The organism is Zunongwangia endophytica (genome assembly GCF_030409505.1).
In the GTDB taxonomy this organism is placed as follows: Bacteria; Bacteroidota; Bacteroidia; order Flavobacteriales; family Flavobacteriaceae; genus Zunongwangia; species Zunongwangia endophytica.
This window is the reverse complement of the sequence record NZ_JAUFPZ010000002.1, coordinates 2,927,701-2,946,383: the sequence shown is the minus strand read 5'-3', so window position 1 is coordinate 2,946,383 and position 18,683 is coordinate 2,927,701. Positions and strand designations below refer to the sequence as shown.

Here is an 18,683-nt window from a genome sequence, read left to right as displayed (position 1 = left end):
TCAGATTTAATGAAGAAGAATATCCTTTTAGCATTCATTTTAGGAAATTTTATCCTTGGGTGTAGTAGCGATGACAGTTCTCAAGATAATCCCGTAAACCCTCAAGCAGATGATCCGATTGCGGTAGATGACGAATTGAGAACTATAGAAAATGAAGAGCTTACTTTTGATACAGATGATCTTTTACAAAATGATGAAGTTGTAGATAATGCTCGTATTTTTTCTATAGATTCAGAAAGTAGCGAAGATGGAAGTATAATCGATAATCGTGATGGTACATATACATACATACCGTCTACAGATTTTCAGGGTGAAGATACTTTTATGTATTCACTTTGTGTACCTGGCGATTCCGATAGATGCTCTGAAGCTACTGTGACTGTACAGGTAGATCAACCAGGACCGCCAATTGCAAATGATGACTCTTATGAAATAGATGAGGATGAGATCTTACTAATTCGTAATTATGGAGATAACGACAGTCTTATTGGGGGTGCAGTAATTACATCAGTCAATTCAGAAAGCGGTAATGCTACGGTAACTATTAATGAAGATAATAATATTGTTTACGTTCCAATAGAAGGTTATGCAGGAATAGATACTTTTACCTATACAATTTGCAATGATGATGAGGAAACCTCTTGCGATACTGCTATAATTACAGTTACAGTAGTTGATGAAGGTAATCCAACTGCAGAAGATGATACAGTAATAGTAAATACCAATAATTCCCAAACTATTTTGGATGATCTTTTAGCTAATGATAACGTTATTGATAGTGCAGAAATAACTAGTGTAAACAATTCAGGTACACAGGGAACTGTAACTTTAAACGAAGATGGTACCGTAACTTATACTCCTTCTAGCGGATTTACCGGAGAAGATAGTTTTGAGTATTCACTATGTGATGATGATCAACCTGAAGCATCTTGCAGTATTGCAACTGTTACAGTTCAGGTAGTAAATCCTATTGCTTTTAGTATCCCTAACGATATTCAGGATTACTATCAAAACATGACTTTTGCCGAAAATTCAGAGTTTTTGCAATTAGCTCTTTCTAATTTTACAGTAGCTAAGCATACCAATATTTTGGTTTATACAGATCGTCACGACTATCTCTACGATGCAGATGCCGATTCAGATAATCCGGACAATGTTGTTTTAATGTATTCAGGAGAAACTAGATATTGGGAAGAATATACTTCAGGGAGTAATTCATATTCACCACAAACTTTTAATACAGAACATATTTATCCGCAATCTAAATTATCAGCTGAAGACGCTGTTACAGACTTGCACCACTTAAGAGCTATCGATGATGGAGTGAATAGCGAAAGATCCAATTATCCATTTGTAGATGGTAGCGGTGAATATCAACTTGTTGGCAGTAATCAGTGGTATCCTGGCGATGAGTGGAAAGGTGATGTTGCTCGAATGGTCTTCTATCTAAATATTCGTTATGGTGAAAATATTGAAACTGTAGGAAACTTAGATCTTTTCCTTAAATGGAATAGAGAAGATCCTGTATCAGAATTCGAAATGCAAAGAAATAATGTAATCGAAGCTGCACAAGGTAATCGTAATCCATTTATAGATAATCCATATCTTGCAACTCTTATTTGGGGAGGTAGTGATGCAGAAAATCGTTGGGAATAACCTATTTTTGTAAAAAAGATATTTCTTATGTACCAAACTGTTCAATTTATACATTCTTACTGGGCTTATCTAGTTGTAATTATGCTAACCGTAGCTGCTGTTAGCGCTATCATTGGCTGGGTTTCAGGTAAAGAATATAGTGCCGGAAACTTTCGAATTTCACTATTTACGCTTATCGTCTCTCATATTCAATTACTTATTGGTATCGTATTGTTTGTTGTTTCAGATAAAACAGTATGGTTTTCAGATAAGGTATCGGTAAGTGAAATTATGGGTGATCCCGTTCTAAGATTGTATAATCTAGAACATCCACTTATGATGATTATTGCTATAGTTTTAATCACCGTAGGATACTCTAAACACAAGAAGAAACTTACATCAACACCAAAATTTAAAACTTTAGCGATATTTTATACGATTGCATTATTGGTACTTTTATCAAGAATTCCATGGACTGCATGGTTATCGTAAAACAAAATTGAAGTTTATAAGTATTGAAAATCCTCGCTTTTAGCGAGGATTTTTCTTTTTAATAAGGTGTAGATATACAGGAAAATGATCACTAAAACCACCTAAATAGCCATTATAACCATAACTTCGGAAGGGATATCCTTTATACTGTCCGCTTGAAGTAACCAGATAATCCTTTTTGAAAATTCCGGCTTTGTAGTATTGAAAATGTTCATAATCCTTACTTTTCATTGCTCCCGAAATTAGAATCTGATCGAATAGATTCCAATTATCTCTAAAAGCTAAACTTCCGATTCCTTTTTTATATAATTTCAACATTGGATTGTAGAATTCAAATAGATTTGGTTTTGCTGAATTGTTGAGAATAGTCCTTACATTACTATTTTTGGGATCATCGTTAAAATCTCCCATATTAATAATTTTAAAAGCCGAGTCAATTGCCCAAAGTGAATCGCATATCTTGCGATTCGTTATTGCAGCAACTTTTCGATAATTTCGACTCTTTTTTTCACCACCACTTCGGGAAGGCCAATGGTTTACTAGAAAGGCGAAATTTTCATCTTCAATCTTCCCTGTACAGACCAATATATCTCTCGTATAAATTCTTTTTCCATTCTTTTCTATTAATATCTGAATAGGTTTAGAAGAATTCGGCTTGAATACACGTGTGTTATAGAGTAAAGCATTATCTATTCCACGGCGATCTGGCGAATCGTAATGGATAATTTTATAATCTTTATTACGAAGTGGCTCTGTATTCAATAAATCTTCAAGAACAGTATAATTTTCTATTTCACATAAACCAATAATTTCTGGACTATTGCTAGAGATTTCTGCACCGATTTCAGAAAGAACCCGGCCGATATTATTCAATTTTAGCTGATATTTTACTTCAGTCCACGCATCTTTACCTTCAGGTGTACGGTCATCATCAAATGTGAAATTATCATTTTCAGTATCAAATAGGTTTTCAGTATTATAAAATGCTATGGTTAAAACTTCATAGGTAGCTTGATCTTGCGCGATCAAATTTCCGCAGAAAAATAGAAATATATAGTGTATTAGTTTCATTTTCAACTTTATAAGATATCAGAAATCAATGTTAAAATAACAATATTAAATACGGTTTAGTATATAATTTACTAATTTAACGAATATAAGTAATTGGCTATCAATGCGTAGTGTGGTTTTTGTTTGGGTGATGGTGTTTTCTGTCGGCTTTCTTCAGGCTCAGGAAATAATAATTTCAGGAAAAATAATTCACGCTAATGCCCAAAATGTAGTTGGTGGCGTTGCGATTCGTTTAGACAATCAATTTTTAGAAGTTCGAAGTAATGCTAGCGGAGAATTCAATTTAAACTTTAAAAATTTAGAAATGGGAAATTATATATTGCATATTTCTAAATTGGGTTTTCAGTCGCTAAGACTTCCTATTCTTGTAGATCAGCCGACTTTAAATTTAGGAGTCATCAGCTTAGTACCCGATATAACTCAACAGCAAGCGCAATTAGGAAGTGTTAATCTTAGCGAAAACGAATTGGATGACGACCAGATTGATGCCGGTTTTTCTTCAATTTTAAATGCAGGGAAAGATGTGTTTTTAAACGCAGCCGCTTACGATTTTAGTCAGACTTATTTTAAACCGCGTGGGTATGATAGCCAGCACGGGACAGTAATGATCAATGGCATTCCTTTAAATAAAACGCAAAACGGCAGGCCGCAATGGAGTAATTGGGGCGGGTTGAACGATGTGCAGCGCAATCAGGATTTTAATTTTGCGGTAAGTACTGTGGATAATAACTTCGGAAGTTTGGCGGGATCCACAAATTTTGTAATGCGAGCTTCCAAATTCTCGAAAGGTGGTAAGCTTTCACTTTCTGCAGCCAACAGAAGTTACCGTTCCAGAATCATGGCGACTTATAGTTCTGGAGAACAAAAAAATGATTGGTTTTATACAATCTCGATTTCAGGAAGATTTGCTGAAGAAGGATATATTGAAGGAACCACTTACGATGCAAAATCCATTTTCCTCTCCGTAGAAAAGAAAATAGGCGATAAGCATAGCCTGAATTTCAGCGGGATTTACACACCTAATATTCGTGGTAAATCGGCTGCGATAACCGATGAAGTTTTCGAATTAAAAGGAAGAGAATATAATAGCTATTGGGGTTTGCAAGAAGATGAAATTAGAAATTCCAGGCAGCGGCGTGTAAAAGAACCAATCTTTATGCTGAATCATTTTTGGAATTTTTCAGAAAAGACAAAAATTCAAACCAATCTTGCCTATCAATTTGGGAGTTTTGGCAATACGAGAATCGATTACGGAGGTACGAATCGAGTGCGATTTAATGATCAGGTTTCTTACGATGGTGGCGGCAAAAATCCGGATCCCGCGTATTATCAAAATTTACCAAGCTATTTTTTACGTTTCGAAGGAAGTGAGAATTACGAAGCTGCCTATAGAAACGCGGCTGCATTTAAAGAAAATGGCCAGCTAGACTGGAATTCTATTTATGAAGCTAATCATGTAGCGTCTGATACTGGAGATAATGCCATCTATGCGCTGACTGAAGATAGGAACGACGATAATACAGCTTATTTTACTTCGGTTTTAGATCATATTTTCAATTCAGAATTTAAGTTGAATAGCGGAATTAATTTTCAGTATTTGCAAAGTCATAATTATGCAAAAATTGATGATCTTTTTGGTGCGAATCAATTTTTAGATATCGATTTTTTTGCTGAACCAACTAACGAATATTCATTAGAGCAAGTTGCTCAAAGCGATTTGCAACAGCCTAACCGTTTAGTTTCAGAAGGGGATAAGTATAAATATAATTACGAACTGACTTCAGGCAAGATCGAAGCTTTTTCTCAACTTCAGTTTAAGCATAAAAAGCTTGAAACTTACATTTCAGCAAAAATTAGTACAACAGATTATCAAAGAAAGGGAAATTATCAAAATGGACTATTCCCTGATAATTCACTGGGAAAAAGTGAACATTTAAATTTTATCGATTTTGGATTAAAATCTGGATTAACCTATCATTTTACGGGCAGGCATTCCGTATCTTCAAACTTGTTTCTGGCTAGTAATGCGCCTACACTTCAAAATAGTTTTGCTAATCCCCGCCAAAATAATAGCGTAGTTCAGGATTTGGATAGTGAGTATATTTATAGTTTTGATGCTACATATCGCTATCGTTCGCCAAATTTCAACTTAAAATTGAGTGGTTATTTTACCCAATTTCGAAATGTAACCGATGTTTCTTTTTATTATGTCGACGGACTTTCAGGATTGGGGAGAAACACGACCACCGCTTTTGTTCAGGAGATTTTATACGATGCCGAAAAGCAGCATTTGGGAATTGAGTTTGGTGCTGAAGCGCAAGTCACTTCAACTATAAAACTGAAATCTGCTTTGGCAATTGGCCAATTTATTTATTCCAATAATCCGAAATTGTATCTAACCAGCAACAGTTTTTCTGGAAGTGTAAATTACGGAGAAGCGCGGCTAAAAAATTATAGACTTGCTAACGGACCGCAGCATGCAGCGCAGTTGGGTTTTGAATATCGTGATCCCGATTACTGGTGGTTTGGCTTTACCGCAAATTATTTCTCAAATGCATTTATAAATGTGAGTCCGTTGCTTAGAACCTCCAATTTCGCAACTGATACTGATGGATTACCACTCGAAAATTATGATGCTGAATTAGCCAAAACCTATTTACAACAACAGAATTTGGGTGACTATTTTTTGCTGAATGCCATTGGCGGGAAATCGTGGAAGCTGGATAATTACTATGTTGGGGTTTTTGTAAGCCTGAATAATATTCTGGATAAGCTTTATAAAACCGGCGGTTACGAGCAGTCACGCAATGCTAATTTTACTAGTTTAAAAGAAGATCGTGATCGGGAAACTCCCGTTTTTGGCAATCGCTACTGGTACGGTTACGGTACTACTTATTTTGCTAATCTCTATGTAAGATTTTAGAATGAAAAAAAATCTATTCCTTCTAATGTTCATTTTAATCAGTTGTGTTGCAACCGACGATTACGAGGTGCCAGAAACGCATGAGCCAGAAAATATTGTAACTGAAGGGACGAAAATTAGCTTACGCGCGGTGAAGAATAATTATAATGAAGAGATAGGCGAAATTTTCACTTTTTCTGGAGATTTCTATTTCGAAGCTTATGTCATTTCCTCAGATCGCGGCGGTAATTTCTATAACGAATTGATGCTGCAGGATCGCCCGGAAAATCCGGAGGCCGGAATCCAGATACTCATTGATGAAAATGCGCTTTATCAACGCTATAACTTCGGGAGAAAAGTATTTGTAAAACTCAACGGACTCAGCATTTCAAAAAGTAATGGTCTACTTCAGCTTGGAAAACAAAATAGGGGAGATCTAGATCCTATAACGCTTTCAGAAATCGACGAATTTTTAGTTCGTTCAGAAATAATTGAAGAGATCATTCCGCAGCAAATTGATATTGGTGATTTTACGCCTGCTTTATTATGCACTTATGTGCAGCTAGATGATATTCAATTTAATCGAAATCTGTTTGGACAAACCACTACCAGTTTTGCAGCAGAAACTTTCGATCAATTTGACGGTTTTCGCCAAATCGAACAATGCGGAAGCGACGACACCGCTTTATTGAGTACCAGTACCTATTCCGATTTTAAATCTATTAATCTTCCTGCAAATTCAGGAACGATATTGGGCGTTTTAGCTCGTGATTATTACGATGACTTTTATGTAGTGCAGGTGAATTCTACTGAAGATTTAAAATTTGATGGAGCGCGTTGTGATCCTATATTTTTTAGCTGCGGAAATAATACTGCTGAAGGTGATACGATTCTTTTTGAAGAGAACTTTGCTGAAATTACCAACGAGAATAAGTTGGAGCCCTTAGGATGGACAAATATCAACGTAACCGGTGGTGAAGAACGTTTTGTTGATGCGACTTCCAACGGAAATAGAACGATTAGAATTTCAGGTTATAATTCAGGTGAAAATCCTCTCGAAGCCTGGCTAATTACTCCGGCAATCGATCTTTCAGAAACAGAAAATGAAGTCTTGTCTTTTAATATTAGAGCTTCTTACGACAATGGCACTATTTTGCAAGTTTATGTAAGTGATGAATTTAATGGCGATGTGAAAAATGCAAATTGGCACTTATTGGAAGCTAATATTCCGATGGGGCCTTCTAATCAAAATGCAACGGTTTTTCGGAATTCCAAAATAGATCTTTCCTGTTTTGAAACTGAAGTTTATATTGCTTTTCGATATCGCGGTAGAGATCCATCTAGAACGACAACTTATGATATCGATAACATAAAAATAAGTGCTGAATAATTACCTTAGTTTCTAGCTAAAACCATCAAAAAATGAAAGTCAATATTTGTCTAATATTAGTGTTTCTTGGTATTCATTTTATGAATGCTCAGGATATTGAAGGTGTATGGCAATGGAGTTCCCCAGATGGCACTCAGAATTTTGAAGTGGAATTAGAAAGAATAAACGATAAAGAATATCGCGGTAATCACTGCGCTATTTTTGATAATGGAGATCGTATCGACTGCAATAGCGAACAGGATACCTTTTCTATAGTAATGGTGAAAATTGCTGAAGATAATTATGCCGGCACGATAGAAAGTAGTTACGAACAGTCTCAAGGAAAAATAAGAATGCAATATTATGTAGAAGAAGATTTATTGCACTTCAATCTTACCGAAAACCCAGTTGGAATCTTTTATTTGCCCGAGGAAGCTATTCTAACTAGATGATTATTCTTTGGTAATTTCATCAACTTCATAAGGTGACCAGATTTCGTAAATAGGATCACCATTAGAACTTTTACCGCGATGATGCCATTGCTCATTCAGGATTTGGTAATCAAAATTTAAGCTGGCCCCCACACGAAAATCGTCTTTAGAGAAAAACTCTATATTTTCTATATACCTACCGTAGTTAGCAGAAAAAGTACCACCGCCAGTCGCAAAGAATTCTTTAGTAGCCGAGTTATAAGCGATCCACTGAAAACGACTTCCGCTTAAAATCTTTATTGTTTTGCGATCTCCAATTTCGCGTTCTTGCATTTCGCTATCTTTTTCTCGACCAGTAATAATCCAAACGCCAGTTAAGTCGGTTTTTTCGTCACCGATTTTGAGCCAGATTTGTGAAAAACGTTCTCCTTCAAATTTTAAAGTATCATTAGTAATTTCAAATACAAGATTCGTTAGGCTTCCAACCAGTTCTTTGCTTTGAGAGCTGAATTCAAATTGTTCAGTATAAGAAGAAGACTCAGTAGTATATTTACCGCCTTTTGCATCTATAAATTCGTAGTCGCCTTTTTTAGTTCCTTCAGCAAAAAATCCGTCTTGATAAATACGCACTGTAGTAAGTTCAGCAGGTTTTTTATTTTCTGAAATGAGTTCCCAGGAACCCTCTAAACTTTCTAACTTTTGTGCACTTACTAGTTGAAATATACTAAAGGCTATAACTGAAAAAAGTATCTTCATAACACAGATTTTTGAAATGAAGATACTGATATTTGATCGATAATCGACATTAAATGCTTCGACGTATGGCTCGAAATAAAAATTAAGTTGATTATCCGTAATTTGTAATATCTTTTTGTTTTTCGTCATTCCCGACTTGATCCGGAATCTCATACGGTATAGAAAAGCAATCTATTGTGATGAGGCCCTGAATCAAGTTCAGGGTGACGACAATTTATTATGCTTTATTACGGACATTCAAAAAAATGCATCTTTCAATAGCTATTTCATGGATTGCCCAAGTTAGTTTGATAATTGAGCTTTGTTTCTGAATTGAAAGTGATTGATTATTTTTCTTCTCCGTATTTATCGTATTCAGGATAAAGAAAGTTATTGTATGGAAATCTGGTAATATGAATTTGGCGAACTGCTTCGTAAACCTTTCTTCTGAAATGTTCCATATTTTCCTTTTCTAAGGCTGAAATAAATAACACATTATCTCCCAAACGATTCATCCAGGTTTGTTTCCATTCTGCCAAAGTATTATGGGCATTTGTTTTTTCAGTAATAAGATCGTCTTCTTCAATTTCTTCAGGAACGTATTGATCGATTTTGTTGAAAACCATAATTGAAGGTTTTTCAGAGCTTTTTATTTCATCCAAAATTGAATTTACAGAATCGATGTGATCTTCAAAATTAGCATGAGAAATATCTACAACATGTAAAAGTAAATCTGCCTCCCTTACTTCATCTAAAGTCGATTTAAAAGACTCTACAAGCTGTGTAGGTAATTTTCTAATAAATCCTACCGTATCTGTGAGAAGGAACGGTAAATTACGTATCACGACTTTTCTAACCGTAGTATCGAGTGTTGCGAATAGTTTATTTTCAGCAAATACTTCACTTTTGCTAATTGTATTCATTAAAGTAGATTTCCCAACATTGGTGTAACCTACCAAAGCAACTCGCACTAATTGTCCGCGGTTTCCTCGCTGAACTTCCATTTGTTTATCGATGATTTCTAACTTCTTTTTTAGCAAAGAAATTTTGTCTCTAACGATACGACGGTCAGTTTCAATCTCGGTTTCCCCGGGACCACGCATACCAATACCACCACGTTGGCGCTCTAAGTGAGTCCACATACCGGCAAGACGCGGTAATAAATATTCATATTGGGCTAGTTCTACCTGTGTTCTTGCATAGCTGGTTTGTGCTCGCTGTGCAAAAATGTCTAATATTAAATTGGTTCTATCGAGTACTTTACACTTTAGTATTTTTTCGATGTTCTTTTGCTGGGCAGGAGAAAGTTCGTCATCAAAAACGGCGGTTCCTATTTCGTTATCAGAAATAAACTGTCTTACTTCTTCCATTTTTCCCGTACCGATAAAGGTTTTGGGATTAGGAAATTCTAATTTTTGTGAAAAACGTTTTGCAACTTCTCCACCGGCAGTATAGGTAAGGAATTCTAGTTCATCCAGATATTCCTCTAATTTATCTTCGTTTTGTTCTTTGGTTATGATCCCAATAAGAACTGCTTTTTCGAAATTTAAGTCGGTCTTTTCAATCATAAATACAAAGGTACACAATAGATTAGTATTGTAATTTTCCAGTCGTTTTTTTCAAATAATTTTAACCAAAAAAGCCTGCAATTCTAATTACAGGCTTTTAAATTTTATGTTTTGCGGTTTAGAAGCTATAATTAAATCCTAAACCAAAAACTTCTCTTACCTGAAATGCCCCAACGGCATTATCATCATAGATCGTTTGGAAAATGAAATTAGTCGATAATAGTTCGTTAATCTTCATTTTTACATTAACCGTATAATCAATATCTACGTTTTGCGGATCTTCAAGGTAATTAGAATAGAGGTTTAGAATGTTTTCCACTTTCACATTCTTTATCAATTCAAATTTTGCATAAGCAGAGATCGCAGCACCAAGTTCGAATCGTGCAGATTTTCCCTGATCTACACCAAAATAGTCACCATCCTGATAACCATCTACACTTGTAAAATAAGAATCAACGATTATAAATCTCCCTGTTGCCGGTGCGATGTTTACATAGAAGTTTTCATTTTTCTTCCAAAGCATACCGGGACCAAATTGTAAATAGGCAGGAGATAAAAAGTTGGTACGCTCGGTACGAATAGTTTCTCCCGTATCGGCATCGGTACTATAATTATAACCTTTAGTAACCTGTGTTCTAAAGTTTGTAAAAAATGAATAGTACCAATTAGATTCTTCTACTTGCTTACCTGCTACCGAGTTGATCTCTAAACGGTCACTAGTTTTTCTTGGAAATTCGTCACCTTTTTGCTTCGTCATTCCGTAGTCTACTAAAACTTTAGAATCCCAGGTGAAATCGTCTTTTAGATAATTAAAATCGTAATTTAAGATTAAGTTTCCTGAAATGTTGGAAGTTCCCCCTCCAGTCCATTCTGCGTTAAATGCTGATTGGTTAAAAAGTAGTTGGACATTTCCTTCGGTTGTCCAGCCTTCTTTTTGTTCGTCAGACTCATCATCCTGAGCATGCATGCTTAACGTTCCACCTAAAATTAGCAGGCTTAGTAAAACTTTCTTCATATTTAATTTTTTGGTTTTTTGTATAATGGAACTGAAGAGCATGCTTCACCATACATTATACTTTTAGCAATTGGTTGTAGTTTATTAATTAATAGTATGTAAGCATTTTTAGGCACAGGTTTATTGGCGCAACCTTTAATGATAACTGGCTGATCTTTTAATGCTGAAAGTTCCATTTGTTGAATTACTTCAGTATAAAGTATCGTTTCTAGATCATCCAAAGTTCCGTTTACTGTTTTCTTAGCGTAAGGCTGAAGGTAGGTGGCAATAAGCATATAAGCCCAGGCCGGTATAATCGCATCGGTGCTGCATCCTAGTGCCACATAACTATCTTGATACTGGCTCCAGTCGTGATTTTTAGCTTCTTCCCTAAATGTGGTTTCACGAAGCACAAACCCTTCTAACAGCCAGGCTGAAATATCAAAAGTCACTCTTTGCCCTTTTGGATAATAATCCTCCAGGTTAAAAGTGACTAATTTGCTATTTGCTACGCGATTTACAATTTCTTCTGTAGCCATAGTTTTCTGTTTATAAAAGTCCTAATTCTAATTTTGCGCCTTCGCTCATCAAATCCTGACTCCAAGGTGGATCAAATGTAATCTCTACTTCAGCGTCTTTTACTTCGTTTAGCGATTTTACTTTTTCTTCAACCTCTTGCGGAAGCGATTCTGCTACCGGGCAGTTAGGTGTTGTAAGTGTCATTAAGATTTTTACATCATAATCTGTGCTTACCATCACATCGTAAATAAGCCCTAGTTCGTATATATCTACAGGGATTTCAGGATCGTAAATAGTTTTAAGCACTTTTACAATTTTTTCTCCCAATTCCTGAGTGTCGATTTCCTGTTCCATTATTATTTTAATTGGGTTTGGTATGCTATGGCATACATTTTTAGTTGTTTAATCATACTTACCAGTCCGTTCGCACGGGTAGGAGATAAGTGTTCTTTTAAGCCAATCTCATCGATAAACTGCGTATCAGCTTCTAAAATAGCTGAAGGATGATGGCCAGAAAATGTTCTTATTAAAATCGCTACGATTCCTTTGGTGATAATCGCATCACTATCTGCGGTGAACAATAACTTTTCACCGTCGAGATTTGCGTGTACCCAAACTTTACTTTGGCAGCCTTTGATCAGATTTTCTTCAATTTTATATTTCTCATCAATAAGTGGTAAAGATTTACCAAGCTCGATCATATACTCATAACGTTGCATCCAGTCGTCGAACATAGAAAATTCGTCTATGATTTCTTCCTGTATTTCCTGTATAGATTTACTCACTTTTTTCAGTTTTTATAAGGCTTATTAAAACCTCGTTATCATTTGATAATAACTCTAATTTTTTTTCAGAAAAATTAAATTTAGAGATTTCTGGAAGCACTTTTATAATCATCTTTTCGTTTTCCATTGCGCCTTCACAAAATTTTCTCGTGCTAGCCGCTTTAGAGAAAGATAGATTGTTATCATCAATTTCATAATAAGCGCTTATACCATTGCAATCTGTTGTGATTGCCAGTCTTCCGTTTTCAGAATTAAAGTCAAATATAAGATTCCCAAGATTTTCAGTGTTATGATTCAGTGTATTAACCGAATATTCACCTGAAATTTCAGAATTATTTAACGTTTCTTCGTTTTGCTGGGTAACCTCTTTGGTTTTTTCTGTTTGATTATTTTGTTTACAGCCCACTATAAAAAGTAAGCTGAAAATGGCTAAAATGGAGGTTTGCTTAAGAAAGCATGGTTTTAGCTTTGATAACGGCTTTAATAAATGCATCGATTTCTTCTTTAGTATTGTAAAATGAAAAAGAAGCACGAACCGTACCCGGAATTTTATAAAAATCCATAATAGGTTGTGCGCAATGGTGACCAGTTCTTACTGCTATCCCTAGTTTATCTAAAATAGTGCCGATATCGTAAGGGTGTAATCCTTTAATATTGAAAGAAATTACGGCTGTTTTTTCTTTAGAAACGCCATAGATTTCCATCCCATCAATTTCAAGAAGTTTCTCTGTGCCGTAGTGAAGTAATTCTTCCTCGTACGCAGCAATCTTATCAAAACCAAGATTATTCATGTAGTTGATGGCAGCCCCAAAAGCGATACCACCACAAATATTTGGCGTTCCTGCTTCAAATTTGTGAGGAAGCTCGGCGTAAGTTGTTTTCTCGAAAGTTACCGTAGCAATCATTTCGCCACCGCCCTGGTAAGGTGGTAATTTGTTAAGCCACTCTTCTTTTCCGTAGAGCATTCCAACTCCTGTTGGGCCGCACATTTTATGAGCAGATACTACATAAAAATCAACATCCAGCGCCTTAACATCTGCTTTAATATGTGGAGCAGCCTGTGCACCATCTACTAAAACAGCTGCGTTGTACTGATGCGCTTTGTCAATTATTTTTTTAATCGGGTTAACTGTTCCTAAAGCATTAGAAACATGGTTTACAAAGACAAGTTTCGTCTTTTCTGAAAGTAATTCTTCAAAAGCAGAATAGATGAGTTCACCTTCCTGATTCATCGGGATTACTTTTAAAACAGCACCGGTTTTTTCAGCTAAAATCTGCCACGGAACAATATTGGAGTGATGCTCTAAGGCAGAAACGATAATTTCGTCTCCATTTTCCAGTAGCGAAGCAAAACCGTTCGATACCAGATTTATCCCATGCGTTGTGCCCGAAGTGAAAATAACTTCGTGAGATTTTTCGATATTAAAGTGCTGCTGAATAATATGTCGCGCTTCCTCATATTTATCTGTAGCTTCTTGAGATAACGCATGTACTCCACGATGAATATTTGCATTATAATTAGCATAATAATCTGCAATAACATCGATTACCTGTTGTGGCGTTTGTGAAGTTGCAGCATTATCAAAATAAACGAGAGGATAACCGTTTACTTCTCGCTTAAGAATAGGGAAATCCTCTCTAATTTTTTCTATACTATATTGTAATGCTTTAGTAGCTGTACTCATATCATTAAATTTATTCTGAAAAAAATGCTACTACGAGCTTGATATTATAAGTTGAAACCTAATTCAACTCCCAATTTTTCAGCAATAATATTGTTGATTCTTTTCTTAATTTCTGGAATTTTAACGCTAGCAAGTACGTTGTTCGCAAAAGCATACATTAAAAGTCCGCGTGCTTCTTTTCTTGGTATTCCACGAGATTGTAGGTAAAATAAAGCATCCTCGTCTAACTGTCCAATGGTGCAACCATGGCTACAACGAACATCATCTGCAAAAATCTCTAATTGAGGTTTCGAGTTGATCGTAGCCTTATCATCTACAAGAATATTGTTGTTAGACTGGTAGGCATTTGTTTTCTGTGCTTCTTTTTCAACAACCACTTTCCCGTTAAAAACTCCGGTAGAACTATCTGAGAAAATTCCCTTATAATCCTGGTGGCTTTCACAATTTGGCGTGATGTGATGCACTAGCGTATTATGATCTACGTGTTGCTTCCCTTCGATAATTGTCACTCCCTTCATGGTAGAATCTATACGCTCTCCTCTTTGATAGAAGTTAAGATTGTTACGTGTAAGATTACCTCCTAAAGAGAAAGTGTGGACAGAACAGTGACTTTCATCTTTTTGCTCGATATACGTATTGTCGATTAAAGATGAAGTTGTTTTATCATTCTGAATTTTATAATAATCCACGATAGCTCTGCGATCTGCGAAAATTTCTGTAACCGAATTGGTTAGTACAGGATGATCGGTAAGACTTTGATGTCTTTCAATAATCTGAACATGAGAATTTTCGTCTACCACCACAAGATTCCTTGGCTGAAGCAATAAAGAAGATTCATTCCCTGTAGAGAAATTAATAATCTGAATTGGCTTATCTGCCATGGTATTTTTATGAATATGAATATATGCTCCTTCTTTAGTGAAGGCAGTATTAAGCGCATTTATTCCATTCTTAGGAGCCAATTTGTTGAAATAATTATCAATAACCGGCTTAAACTTGGTTTTATTTAATGCCGAAGACATTAAACAAACATCAATCTTATCGTGAGTAGTATTTGATAAATGAGAAGAATAAATCCCGTCGATAAATACTAGATCGTAAGTATCGATATCATGAATCAAATATTGTTTAATCTGGCTGTATTCTATAGCATCTTCCTTTTTAGGAAAAATACTATAATCGTGTTTAAGTGCAGATTTTAGAGAAGTATACTTCCAATCCTCTTCTTTTTTAGAAGGGAAACCAAGGTTTTCGAATTCCTTAATCGCCTGGTTTCTTATATGCTGCACATCATCATCAACCTGATATTGCTCGTCGAAAGCTAAAAATGATGATACTAATTTATCTTTTAATTCCATTTTCTTCAGTTTATCAGTTGTAATACAAATTCATTGTTTGGGAATTACCCAAGTGATTTTTTGAATTTTAGTACTAAACTGCGCTTTCCTGTTTAATCCAATCGTAACCTCTTTCTTCTAATTCGTGAGCTAGTTCTTTTCCTCCTGTTTTCACAATTTTACCATCAATCAAAACATGAACTACATCTGGTACTATATAATTTAATAATCTTTGGTAGTGCGTGATTACAAGAACCGCATTGTTTTCGTTTCTAAGTTTATTCACACCATTAGAAACAATTTTAAGCGCATCGATATCCAAACCAGAATCAGTTTCATCCAAAATCGATAATTTTGGCTCTAACATTGCCATTTGGAAAATCTCGTTACGTTTCTTTTCCCCACCAGAAAATCCTTCGTTCAAAGATCTAGATAAGAATTTACGATCGATTTCTAATAACTCAGATTTTTCTCTGATAAGCTTAAGCATTTCGTTAGCTGGCATGTCTTCTAAACCATTGGCTTTACGATGTGCATTAATTGCAGTTTTCATGAAGTTGGTTACAGAAACACCAGGAATTTCTACTGGGTATTGAAATGAAAGGAAAACACCTTTATGAGCTCTTTCTTCAGGATCTAATTCAGATAAATCACTTCCTTCAAAGATGATTTCACCCTCGGTCATTTCGTATTCTTCTTTACCTGCAATAACAGAGGATAAAGTACTTTTACCAGATCCGTTAGGTCCCATAATAGCATGTACTTCTCCCGGATTAATCTCAAGATTAATTCCTTTAAGAATCTCCTTTTCTTCTATACTTGCGTGTAAATTCTTTATCTTAAGCATAATTATTTGGTATGCATTTGAGCATGCGCTCAAATTATGTTTGTTATTCTTTGCTTTTATTTTTCGTGCTATCGGCTAAGACAGCGATAATTTCTCGTAATTCTAAATTCTCTCTAATTCCCGATTGACCAGGACTTTGTTTTATTTTTCCTCTTACTTTAACCGGAACCATTTCAAAATCGTCGGTTTTGTAAGCTTTTACTTGATTTGCTAATGAGCGGCTTAAGCTATCAATCTCAACATTATAGATGAAATCTTCTCCTCTAAAAAGTGCAGCTTCATCAGCGTAAACAAAATCTCCTATTAACGTAGGTACTGTATCTTGTTCAGTTTCTGTTGAAGTAGTTTCCTGAACTTTCTTTTCAGTTTTCTCTTCGCAACTTAGACAAACCAGTGTTAGGAAAAATACGCACAAAATCTTCTTCATGGGATTTTTAAATTATCCTACTGATCCTTCTAAAGAAATTTCAAGTAATTTTTGAGCTTCTACTGCAAACTCCATAGGAAGCTTGTTTAGAACTTCTTTACTAAAACCATTCACAATTAAGGCGATAGCTTTTTCAGTATCAATTCCTCTTTGGTTACAGTAGAAAATTTGATCTTCCCCAATTTTACTCGTGGTAGCTTCGTGTTCTACTTTAGCAGATTTATTTTTCGCTTCGATATATGGGAAAGTATGTGCACCACATTCGTTACCCATTAGTAGCGAATCACATTGTGAAAAGTTACGTGCATTTTCAGCTCTAGAATTAATCTGAACTAACCCACGATACGAGTTCTGTGATTTACCTGCAGAAATACCTTTCGAAATAATCGTACTCTTCGTATTCTTACCAAGATGAATCATTTTCGTACCAGTATCTGCCTGCTGGAAATTATTTGTTACTGCAATTGAATAAAATTCTCCAACCGAATTATCTCCTTTAAGAATACAAGAAGGATACTTCCAGGTTACTGCAGATCCTGTTTCTACCTGTGTCCAAGAAATCTTTGCGTTTTTCTCGCAAATTCCTCTTTTAGTCACAAAATTATATACACCACCTTTACCTTCTTTACTACCAGGGAACCAGTTTTGAACGGTACTATATTTGATCTCAGCATCATCTAAAGCTACCAGTTCTACTACAGCAGCATGCAGCTGATTTTCATCACGCGTTGGTGCAGTACAACCTTCTAAGTAACTTACGTAACTAGATTCGTCTGCAACCACAAGTGTTCTTTCAAACTGCCCCGTTCCTGCCTGATTAATTCTGAAATAAGTAGAAAGTTCCATTGGGCATCTTACGCCTTTTGGAATGTAACAGAAAGATCCATCACTAAAAACCGCAGAATTCAATGCAGCATAAAAGTTATCTTTCTTCGGTACAACACTTCCGATATATTTCTTAACCAATTCTGGATGTTCTTTTATTGCTTCAGAAATAGAACAGAAAATAATTCCTTTTTCAGCTAAGGTCTTTTTAAAAGTGGTAGTTACAGAAACTGAATCCATTACCACATCTACAGCAACACCTGCTAATTTTTTCTGTTCGTCCAGAGAGATTCCTAGTTTTTTGAAGGTATCTAGTAATTCCGGATCTACTTCATCTAAACTTTCGTATTTCGGTTTTTTGTTAGGAGCAGAATAATAAGAAATGTTCTGAAAATTAGGTTTTTCGTAATGAACGTTAGCCCATTCTGGTTCTGCCATTTTCTCCCATTCTCTATAAGCTTCGAGTCTCCATTCTGTCATCCATTCTGGTTCCTCTTTCTTCTTAGAAATTGCTCTAACAATATCTTCATTTAAACCAATAGGAAAAGTATCGGATTCTATATCGGTATAAAATCCATACTCATACTCTTTGGTTTCGAGTTCTTTTTTTAAGTCGTCTTCAGTATATGCCATCTCTGTATTTTATATTCAAGGCTCAAAATTTAAGGTTATTTAAATTTCGTTCCTTTAAAATCACTCTTTTGCAAATAATCTATAAAACCATTTATTTGCCTGCTCAATGAAATAACTTTGCTCTTAAAATCTTCAAAATCATCTTCATTTAAATATCCGCGATCAAAAGCTCTATATATCTGTGATCTTGCCTCTCCACATGATGCCTTTGCTATCGAAAGAAATTGAATAAATTCTCTATTTCCATTTCTTTCAAAACCTTCAGCTATATTATCCATTATAGAGCCTGAGGATCCATTTAACTGATTATATAATTTATAATCATTTTTAAGATTTGTATTCTGTTTCAAACTATAAACAATTTGACAAACTTCTCTTGACTTCTGCCAAATTTCTAAATCTTCAAATTGTTTAATCGTCGCCAACTT

The 18,683-nt window shown here is 35.3% G+C and carries 19 protein-coding genes; 5 read left to right on the top strand and 14 right to left on the bottom strand.

Features of this window, described 5'->3' with window-relative positions:
- Nucleotides 1-9 precede the first annotated feature (9 nt).
- On the top strand, nucleotides 10-1,656 hold the full coding sequence (locus QWY91_RS12825) for an Ig-like domain-containing protein (RefSeq protein WP_290235707.1): 1,647 nt from the start codon (nucleotides 10-12) through the stop codon (nucleotides 1,654-1,656).
- Between the two features lie 27 nt (nucleotides 1,657-1,683).
- A complete protein-coding gene (locus QWY91_RS12820) occupies nucleotides 1,684-2,127 on the top strand; it encodes a hypothetical protein (protein ID WP_290235706.1) in 444 nt (147 codons plus the stop codon).
- Nucleotides 2,128-2,166: 39 nt separating this feature from the next.
- Here QWY91_RS12820 and QWY91_RS12815 read toward each other — a convergent pair whose 3' ends face one another.
- Nucleotides 2,167-3,198: an endonuclease/exonuclease/phosphatase family protein gene (locus tag QWY91_RS12815; protein WP_290235705.1), complete on the bottom strand. Its 1,032-nt coding sequence runs from the start codon at nucleotides 3,196-3,198 to the stop codon at nucleotides 2,167-2,169.
- 103 nt (nucleotides 3,199-3,301) lie between these two features.
- Here QWY91_RS12815 and QWY91_RS12810 point away from each other — a divergent pair, with 103 nt between their 5' ends.
- From QWY91_RS12810 to QWY91_RS12800, 3 genes are read left to right on the top strand one after another with little or no spacing between them, the layout of a single operon-like run.
- Complete coding sequence (locus QWY91_RS12810) at nucleotides 3,302-6,121, top strand: TonB-dependent receptor (protein WP_290235703.1); 2,820 nt, start codon at nucleotides 3,302-3,304, stop codon at nucleotides 6,119-6,121.
- 25 nt (nucleotides 6,122-6,146) lie between these two features.
- On the top strand, nucleotides 6,147-7,490 hold the full coding sequence (locus QWY91_RS12805) for a DUF5689 domain-containing protein (RefSeq protein ID WP_290235701.1): 1,344 nt from the start codon (nucleotides 6,147-6,149) through the stop codon (nucleotides 7,488-7,490).
- 32 nt (nucleotides 7,491-7,522) lie between these two features.
- Nucleotides 7,523-7,921: a hypothetical protein gene (locus QWY91_RS12800; protein ID WP_290235699.1), complete on the top strand. Its 399-nt coding sequence runs from the start codon at nucleotides 7,523-7,525 to the stop codon at nucleotides 7,919-7,921.
- On the opposite strand, the gene QWY91_RS12795 is transcribed toward QWY91_RS12800, so the two are convergent.
- From QWY91_RS12795 to QWY91_RS12735, 13 genes are all read right to left on the bottom strand, one after another.
- The gene (locus QWY91_RS12795; RefSeq protein WP_290235697.1) at nucleotides 7,922-8,656 is read right to left on the bottom strand and encodes a hypothetical protein; all 735 of its coding nucleotides are present in this window, start codon (nucleotides 8,654-8,656) and stop codon (nucleotides 7,922-7,924) included. It lies immediately after the preceding gene.
- Between the two features lie 326 nt (nucleotides 8,657-8,982).
- Nucleotides 8,983-10,203: a GTPase HflX gene (gene hflX / locus QWY91_RS12790; RefSeq protein WP_290235696.1), complete on the bottom strand. Its 1,221-nt coding sequence runs from the start codon at nucleotides 10,201-10,203 to the stop codon at nucleotides 8,983-8,985.
- A gap of 118 nt (nucleotides 10,204-10,321) precedes the next feature.
- Entirely contained in the window at nucleotides 10,322-11,218 is an 897-nt protein-coding gene (locus QWY91_RS12785; protein WP_290235695.1) for a DUF3078 domain-containing protein, read from the bottom strand.
- 2 nt (nucleotides 11,219-11,220) lie between these two features.
- Nucleotides 11,221-11,736, bottom strand: coding sequence for a DUF2480 family protein (locus QWY91_RS12780; protein ID WP_290235693.1), 516 nt, complete (start codon nucleotides 11,734-11,736; stop codon nucleotides 11,221-11,223).
- A 10-nt stretch (nucleotides 11,737-11,746) separates the two neighbouring features.
- Nucleotides 11,747-12,070: an iron-sulfur cluster assembly protein gene (locus QWY91_RS12775; protein ID WP_092539958.1), complete on the bottom strand. Its 324-nt coding sequence runs from the start codon at nucleotides 12,068-12,070 to the stop codon at nucleotides 11,747-11,749.
- Between the two features lie 2 nt (nucleotides 12,071-12,072).
- On the bottom strand, nucleotides 12,073-12,501 hold the full coding sequence (locus QWY91_RS12770; RefSeq protein WP_494338488.1) for a SufE family protein: 429 nt from the start codon (nucleotides 12,499-12,501) through the stop codon (nucleotides 12,073-12,075).
- Nucleotides 12,494-12,994 (bottom strand): META domain-containing protein, encoded by a 501-nt coding sequence (locus tag QWY91_RS12765; protein WP_290235689.1) that lies wholly within the window; start codon nucleotides 12,992-12,994, stop codon nucleotides 12,494-12,496. Before QWY91_RS12765 ends, QWY91_RS12770 begins: the two co-directional genes overlap by 8 nt.
- Complete coding sequence (locus QWY91_RS12760; RefSeq protein WP_290235687.1) at nucleotides 12,948-14,186, bottom strand: aminotransferase class V-fold PLP-dependent enzyme; 1,239 nt, start codon at nucleotides 14,184-14,186, stop codon at nucleotides 12,948-12,950. Before QWY91_RS12760 ends, QWY91_RS12765 begins: the two co-directional genes overlap by 47 nt.
- Nucleotides 14,187-14,230: 44 nt before the next feature.
- A complete protein-coding gene (gene sufD / locus QWY91_RS12755; RefSeq protein ID WP_290235685.1) occupies nucleotides 14,231-15,544 on the bottom strand; it encodes a Fe-S cluster assembly protein SufD in 1,314 nt (437 codons plus the stop codon).
- 73 nt (nucleotides 15,545-15,617) lie between these two features.
- On the bottom strand, nucleotides 15,618-16,370 hold the full coding sequence (sufC, locus tag QWY91_RS12750; RefSeq protein WP_290235683.1) for a Fe-S cluster assembly ATPase SufC: 753 nt from the start codon (nucleotides 16,368-16,370) through the stop codon (nucleotides 15,618-15,620).
- A gap of 43 nt (nucleotides 16,371-16,413) precedes the next feature.
- Complete coding sequence (locus QWY91_RS12745) at nucleotides 16,414-16,797, bottom strand: hypothetical protein (RefSeq protein ID WP_290235681.1); 384 nt, start codon at nucleotides 16,795-16,797, stop codon at nucleotides 16,414-16,416.
- 12 nt (nucleotides 16,798-16,809) lie between these two features.
- Complete coding sequence (gene sufB, locus QWY91_RS12740) at nucleotides 16,810-18,255, bottom strand: Fe-S cluster assembly protein SufB (RefSeq protein ID WP_290235679.1); 1,446 nt, start codon at nucleotides 18,253-18,255, stop codon at nucleotides 16,810-16,812.
- 35 nt (nucleotides 18,256-18,290) lie between these two features.
- Entirely contained in the window at nucleotides 18,291-18,680 is a 390-nt protein-coding gene (locus QWY91_RS12735) for a four helix bundle protein (RefSeq protein ID WP_290235678.1), read from the bottom strand.
- Between the last annotated feature and the right edge of the window lie 3 nt (nucleotides 18,681-18,683).

Coding starts and splice junctions, on each gene's coding strand:
- QWY91_RS12825 (WP_290235707.1), top strand. CDS start 10: ATGAAGAAGAATATCCTTTTAGCATTCATTTTAGGAAATTTTATCCTT.
- QWY91_RS12820 (WP_290235706.1), top strand. CDS start 1,684: ATGTACCAAACTGTTCAATTTATACATTCTTACTGGGCTTATCTAGTT.
- QWY91_RS12815 (WP_290235705.1), bottom strand. CDS start 3,198: ATGAAACTAATACACTATATATTTCTATTTTTCTGCGGAAATTTGATC.
- QWY91_RS12810 (WP_290235703.1), top strand. CDS start 3,302: ATGCGTAGTGTGGTTTTTGTTTGGGTGATGGTGTTTTCTGTCGGCTTT.
- QWY91_RS12805 (WP_290235701.1), top strand. CDS start 6,147: ATGTTCATTTTAATCAGTTGTGTTGCAACCGACGATTACGAGGTGCCA.
- QWY91_RS12800 (WP_290235699.1), top strand. CDS start 7,523: ATGAAAGTCAATATTTGTCTAATATTAGTGTTTCTTGGTATTCATTTT.
- QWY91_RS12795 (WP_290235697.1), bottom strand. CDS start 8,656: ATGAAGATACTTTTTTCAGTTATAGCCTTTAGTATATTTCAACTAGTA.
- hflX (WP_290235696.1), bottom strand. CDS start 10,203: ATGATTGAAAAGACCGACTTAAATTTCGAAAAAGCAGTTCTTATTGGG.
- QWY91_RS12785 (WP_290235695.1), bottom strand. CDS start 11,218: ATGAAGAAAGTTTTACTAAGCCTGCTAATTTTAGGTGGAACGTTAAGC.
- QWY91_RS12780 (WP_290235693.1), bottom strand. CDS start 11,736: ATGGCTACAGAAGAAATTGTAAATCGCGTAGCAAATAGCAAATTAGTC.
- QWY91_RS12775 (WP_092539958.1), bottom strand. CDS start 12,070: ATGGAACAGGAAATCGACACTCAGGAATTGGGAGAAAAAATTGTAAAA.
- QWY91_RS12765 (WP_290235689.1), bottom strand. CDS start 12,994: ATGCATTTATTAAAGCCGTTATCAAAGCTAAAACCATGCTTTCTTAAG.
- QWY91_RS12760 (WP_290235687.1), bottom strand. CDS start 14,186: ATGAGTACAGCTACTAAAGCATTACAATATAGTATAGAAAAAATTAGA.
- sufD (WP_290235685.1), bottom strand. CDS start 15,544: ATGGAATTAAAAGATAAATTAGTATCATCATTTTTAGCTTTCGACGAG.
- sufC (WP_290235683.1), bottom strand. CDS start 16,370: ATGCTTAAGATAAAGAATTTACACGCAAGTATAGAAGAAAAGGAGATT.
- QWY91_RS12745 (WP_290235681.1), bottom strand. CDS start 16,797: ATGAAGAAGATTTTGTGCGTATTTTTCCTAACACTGGTTTGTCTAAGT.
- sufB (WP_290235679.1), bottom strand. CDS start 18,255: ATGGCATATACTGAAGACGACTTAAAAAAAGAACTCGAAACCAAAGAG.